We start from the raw sequence: 6481 nt of genomic DNA on the forward strand, positions 1-6481 counted from the left end.
TCTTTAGAAATCTTTTTTCTGAGACTTTTGTTACCTGTTTGTTACTTGTAACGAAATAATGTCTATATTTATAACTAATAACATGCAAACAAATAATATGAAAAAAGAAGTAAGGATTAAAGAACCGGTTAGAATTAGAACCAAGTGTCTGTCGAATGGTTGTGAGTCTATATATTTAGATATATATATAGATGGAAAGAGACAATATGAGTTTTTAAAGTTATATATAATACCTGAGCATACGCGGGAAGACAAAGATTTAAATCAGAGTACTATGAAGCTTGCTAATGCGGTGAAAGCTCAAAGAATTGTAGAATTGCAGAATGGAATATATGGCTTTAACCATCAAAAGGAGAAAAAGGATATAACACTGATAGACTATATAAAGTATTTGGCAGACAGGGATATAGAAAAAACTTCAAGAAAAGTGTCTATGTATACTTTGATATATCATCTCCAGCGTTATGATAAATTAGGTATTAAGCTTAGGCAGATAGATAAAAAGTATATACTCGGCTTTATTGAGTACTTGAAAACTGCAACTCAGAAGCATTGCAAAAGTATAAAGCATATAAATGCCAATACTCAGGTATATTATTATAAAGTTTTTCATTATTGCCTTAATAGTGCCATAATTGATGAAATTATAATCTCAAACCCGATGGATAAGATAAAAAAAGAAGAAAAGCCTAAACGTAAAAGAACCGAAAGGGCCTTTTTAACTATTGATGAAGTTAAAACATTATCGCAAACAGATTTTCATAATAAGACTTTGAAGAGGGCTTTTCTGTTTAGTTGTTTTTGTGGGTTGAGACATAGTGATATAGTGGCACTTACATGGGGAAATCTGAAAAAAAATAAGATAGGGAAAATAGAATTGCATATGACACAACAGAAAACTCAGGAAATCCTTTCGCTTCCTTTGAGTAATGAAGCTTTAAAACAACTCCCAGTCCGTGGGAAGGCTCAGGATACAGAGAAAGTATTCAAAGGACTGATCAGTTTAGGAAGGACTAATGAGATATTGCCAAGATGGGCTGCTAAAGCCGGCATTCAAAAACATATCACGTTTCATTCGGCACGCCATACTCATGCCACGATGATGATTACTCTTGGTGCTGATCTTTATACCGTGTCCAAACTCCTGGGGCACACTAACATTCAAACAACTCAAATATATGCCAAGATAGTAGATGAAAGTAAAGAGAAAGCTATTGATCTGATTCCGGATATAACTTGAGAGGGTGATAAATGGTTCGGGTATGTAGTTGCAAAATGTGAACCTCAATCTTATGCCTGAATGTTGCGGAGTAACGATAAAAAGCCAATGAAACGTAAGATGTTGACAAACAGTGACATTAAATACTAATATCTTGCGTTTACGAAGTTAACTTTAACACTGTGTTAAAGTTAACTTCGTAAACGCAAGATATTTACTTCGTAAATACATAAGGTTAACTTCGTAAATCTAAGAATATAATTGGCTGCTTTTGTAGCTAACATTGTTAATTCAACTGCTTTATATAGTAGGTTTATATTAATATATGAATACATTATTATATGTATACTGGTCTTGCCGATGCATTTTTGTTTTAGTTGTTAATAATTGTGCATTTGGTTAGATTAGCTACTACTTGATTTTACCCGGATTTAGTAAATTTGTAATATAGAGGTATCCTATTGGAAATTTAGTATTAATATATATTTCTATTTTATTTTATCATTTCTTTATTTATATAACTTGCTCTATTAGTGATTCTAAAATATATGATGGATATTATTTAAGATTATAAATGGTTTTTCTGGTCTATTTTTAAGTAAGCAGGATTTTGAATGAAAAAAAACTGATACAACTCTGCGAAAAAACATGTAAAACTCTTTGGTATTATTAAAATTGTGTCTATTTTTGCACCATATTTTGTATCTATAATTTTTAGGATACATAAGTTTTAAAGCAAACAAATGAATCACAAAAGCCCTTACATGAGGAAAAACATAACAATTGACGCTACTTTGCTCAGAATTTTACTCATATCATTCTGTTTACTCCCCTTAAAAGGTGTATGTCAAACAGGAGAGGCTACTGTTGACGCACTGGTGAAAATGGGATTTGAGAATGTAGGGTGGACAGAAGATAATGAGGAACGGGTTTTTGTGATACAGAATTCAGCCTATCGTCTTGAAGGAGTCGGAATAGGTAAAGCTGTTGATTTGATTCAAAAGATGGGTTTACCCGAAAATAAGCCATGTAGGTTAATAGTTTTGGACAATAATATACCTCAGATATCTCTCTATTATCAACCAATGAAGGGAGATAGTGTTGCTGAAGCCAGTCGGGCTGACTGGAATGTGAGTTATGACTTAGGAGAAGGATGGAAGCAGGCAAGGCGTATTAAGAAGCAAAACAGTTCTTTGTTTAAAGTAGATATAGTGGTATATCCGGAATTATTGTTCAGAAACTATATTTTGTCTAAGGTCTATGAAATTGTGGTTAATGTCTCTCCTGCTATAGAAGTTTCTTTGTGGAAGGGAATGAAACTGACCGGACAAGTGATTTTCCCTATCTATAATGATTATGGTCAAAGGTATAAGCAGATCCGTCCCGGATTTGTGACTTTGTCACAGACAGTGCGTTTGCCTCAACGCACATTTCTGACCGCCTCAGTCGGATTTTTTAATAAGTTTCGCTGGGGAGGTGATTTAAAAGCAAAACACTTCTTTAAAGATGAGCGCTTTTCAGTAGATGCGCGTATCGGGTATACCGGAAGAGGGTATTTTGAAGATTGGGTCTTTTATCATGGTACCAAATGGACTCTGACCGGTTCTATCGGAGCTAATTTCTATTGGCCGAAATACAATACACAGTTTAGTTTAAAAGGAGAGCGATATTTGGAGGAAGAATATGGAGTCCGTTTTGATATGGTTCGCCATTTTCGCTATGCCTCTATTGGCTTTTATGGAATGAAAGTGCAACATGCAGGTAATAAAGGACTGAATGGAGGCTTCTTGTTTCAGATAGCTTTGCCTCCATACAAATATAAGAGAAAGGGGTATATCCCAAGAGTAATGCCTAATAATTTCGGATTCCAATATAATGCGGGTAATGAACGTATATATGGTAAAGGGTATAACTCTCAGGCAAGTGATAATGTAATGAATGATAATAGTTTTAATCCATATTTTGTAAAATCAGAATTATTAAATTTTTAATTTTATTGAGATGAAAATGAAAAGTAAATTTTTCGGTAATGGCGCTAAGTTAGCGTTAGCCGTTTTGGCAGTTTGCGGTACACTGTTTACAAGCTGCTACGAGAAAGCAGAAGTTGATGAAGCAACAAAACCAGCCCCTGCAAAGTATTATATTGCCGGTACTATTACTGACGCAACTACAGGTCAGGTTTTGACTACTGCTAAAGTTACATTGGGTGGCGAATCAGTTGGAGCTACATTCAACAAAGAAGTTACTTATAAAGCAGAAGGATATAGCTTGGAAGTTTCTGCAACCGGTTATTATTCTGTAACAAGACAAGTATACCTGAACCAGGTTAGTGACGGTCAGACAAGTGTTGCTACTGTAGACGTTGCTTTGGTTTCTGTTGAAGCAGCAACTATTCCTCCGGTAGTTTCTCCGACTGACCCTAAGACTGATGTTACTGAATCTGAAGCCGGAGCATTGGTAACTAAAGCAGCTGAAGAAGCTAAACCTTCTGCTGAAACAGTTAAGAATATGTGGGATGGTGCAACAGCTACAGCTGAGGAAAAGGCTGGTCTGGAAACTACAAAAGAGTTGACCGGTGACGTAACTACTGGAACTACTGTTGCTGAGGCTCAGGCTGATGGATCGATCTTGGTTACTACTCCGTTTGAATTTGCAAACTCTGTTAAAGATGCCGCTATCTTGGTTCCTTACTTCTACAATGAAGGTTGTGAACTTACAGGTGATGTAAAAGAAGTGGCTGCTCCTGCAACAAGAGCAGAAGGCGCTGTTTCTACTGATATTCAGGCTGCTTTCCTTGCAAATGCTGCTAAAGCTTTGAATAAGAATGCCGGTTTCGTACAGAAGGTTGGTTATGCTAAGATCAGCGTATTGAGCGGTTATGGTATTATTGGCTATAGAGTTAAAGGACAATTGATTTCTAAGAAGCTGACATTCCTGATCTCTGGCAAATATTATGAGGGTATCGTTTCTTACCAGAACAGCGTAATGATCTATCCTAACTATTACAGCCACGATTCTCACGATTCTCATGACTCTCACGGCTTCAACCCGAACGCCGGTGGTGGATCTAACGACTAATCAGAGGTAAAAGTAATTGTTGAGAATTAAAAAGTACGAGTTGAACCGAAAGTATAGAAATTGCAGGTAATGATGAAAAAGATACTTCTTATGGGCTTGTTCCTTTGCTGTCATTTGGCACTTTCGGCTCAGTTGACGTACGGAACTACCGGTTTGCTCCATGCTCCGTCAGCAGAAATGCAACGGGATAAGACAGTGATGATCGGTGGAAATTTTCTAAATAAGGAGATAACTCCTCCTACATGGGACTACCATACGTATAATTACTTTTTGAACGTGACTATCTTTCCCTGGCTCGAAATAGCCTATACATGTACGCTGTTTCAGTCGCAGACTATAGGGATTGACTGGAAAGTTGGAAAGAAGAAGTTTACGAATCAGGACAGATACTTTTCTGCCCGTTTGCGAGTTTTGAAAGAAGGACAATTGTGGAAGCACATGCCGGCTGTTGTAGTGGGAACTTCTGATCCTTATACTGAGTCAGGCGATGGGCAAGTAGGTTCTGCCGATGGTAATGGCTATTTTTGCCGTTTTTATGTCGCAGCCACCAAGCATATCCCGGTTGGAAAGGAGAAGATAGGTGTACATCTGTCATATCTGTACAACCGAAGAGTGGATTACCACTTGAATGGATTAGCCGGAGGGCTCACTTATGCTCCATCTTTTGCTCCTGATCTGACAGTAATCGCAGAATATGATGCAAAGGACTTCGCGTTTGGTGCTACCTATTTGCTTTTCAACCATTTGCATGCGCAGGTAGAATTGCAAAGAATGAAATATTTTACCGGCGGGCTTACATATAAGATTTATTTGAAGTAAGCAGAATGGTCGGAGCAAATAAGAAACTAAAAGAGTTGAAATATTTAAAAACAAAAAACAATGAAAAGTAAATTAGTAATATTATCTTTATTGTTGGCCGGTGCTACTGCAGCTACTGCTCAGACTAAAGAGACGTTCTATAGCGAAAGCTTTAAGGACAATATCTTTGTGAGTGTAGGTGTTGGCGCTCAGGGTTGTGTAAACCCGGACAACTTTGATTATGGCTTTGGTAAAGCCATAACTCCGCTGATCAATGTGTCAGTTGGTAAACTGTTCAATCCGGTTTGGGGTATCCGTGGTCAGGTGGCTGGCGCATGGACTACCTTGTATTCTAACTACGGACAACCTGCCGATACTTATATTAAGAGCAAGAATAAACATTACTTCACTCTGCGTGCGGACGGTATGTTTAACTTGTCGAATGCTATTGGCGGTTACAATCCGGACCGTTTGTTCACAGTTTCTGTATTTGCTGGTCCCGGTTTGACTTTTGCTAAAGCTTATGGTAATCAGGATAAAGTAAATGCACTGATCAACGGTTCTGTTGGTTTGGCTGGACAGTTCAATATCAATAAGTATTTAGATATCAACATTGAAGCAAGAGGCGAGGTTTCTCCTTCTCCGTTCGGTAATATTAGCTCTGCCCATACCGACGGCGCTGTTTCTCTGACTGCAGGTGTAACTTATACATTTGGTGGCAAGAGATTCGTATCTTGTGGTTCTCAGGTAGACCAGAATGCTATCAATGAAGAACTGAATCGTTACAGAAGCGAACTGGCTAAGGCTCAGTCTGACTTGGCTGATGCCAAGAACGCGTTGGCTAACGTGAAACCTGTAACAAAAGAAGTTGTGAAGGAGGTTGAAGTAGCCGGACCTCGCGCTATCTTCTTCCAGATTGGCAAATCTAAGATTGACGACTATGGTATGGTTAATATTCAGTTGGCAGCTAAGATCCTGAAGGCTAATCCGGATAAGAAATATAAGGTGGCAGGTTATGCAGATAAAGCTACCGGTAGCGCCAAGTGGAACCAGAAGTTGTCTGAAGCTCGTGCACAGGCTGTTTATGATGCACTTATTAAAGAAGGTGTAAGTAAGGATCAGCTTGAACTGGTAGGCTTCGGTGGAACTGCCAACATGTTTGGCAAGAACTTCTTGAACCGCGTTGTGATTCTGGAATAATACAACTTTATTGAGGCAATAGCCCGATAAATAATGGAAGGGGTATCCGCACAACGGATACCCTTTTTGTTTGTTAAATAGGGAATAATCCAAATTTAAATCGTATTTTTGCGGTGAGAAGTTACGAAAAGAGTGTAATTTATTGGAAATGAGCATTGGGTAATCGCTCATAATAGTAATAGGTTA

5 protein-coding genes are annotated in these 6481 nt (G+C 38.0%); all 5 read left to right on the forward strand.

All coding sequences use genetic code 11. The features are described from left to right. The first annotated feature begins 97 nt into the window (after positions 1-97). The 5 genes from JZY04_RS01720 (at position 98) to JZY04_RS01740 (ending at position 6295) form a co-directional block, all read left to right on the forward strand. Positions 98-1240: a site-specific integrase gene (locus JZY04_RS01720; protein ID WP_005809037.1), complete on the forward strand. Its 1143-nt coding sequence runs from the start codon at positions 98-100 to the stop codon at positions 1238-1240. 722 nt (positions 1241-1962) lie between these two features. Continuing rightward, positions 1963-3210, forward strand: coding sequence for a hypothetical protein (locus JZY04_RS01725; protein WP_122142374.1), 1248 nt, complete (start codon positions 1963-1965; stop codon positions 3208-3210). Between the two features lie 10 nt (positions 3211-3220). After that, positions 3221-4297 carry a DUF3869 domain-containing protein gene (locus tag JZY04_RS01730; RefSeq protein ID WP_122142373.1) on the forward strand — a complete coding sequence of 359 codons (1077 nt, stop codon included), beginning with the start codon at positions 3221-3223 and terminating at the stop codon, positions 4295-4297. A 69-nt stretch (positions 4298-4366) separates the two neighbouring features. After that, positions 4367-5116 carry a YjbH domain-containing protein gene (locus tag JZY04_RS01735; RefSeq protein ID WP_032530687.1) on the forward strand — a complete coding sequence of 250 codons (750 nt, stop codon included), beginning with the start codon at positions 4367-4369 and terminating at the stop codon, positions 5114-5116. Positions 5117-5176: 60 nt separating this feature from the next. Continuing rightward, complete coding sequence (locus JZY04_RS01740; protein WP_005819319.1) at positions 5177-6295, forward strand: OmpA family protein; 1119 nt, start codon at positions 5177-5179, stop codon at positions 6293-6295. The last annotated feature ends 186 nt before the right edge of the window (positions 6296-6481 follow it).

Origin of the sequence: Bacteroides sp. 11BF (assembly GCF_019633765.1) — a bacterium.
Lineage (GTDB): Bacteria > Bacteroidota > Bacteroidia > Bacteroidales > Bacteroidaceae > Bacteroides > Bacteroides hominis.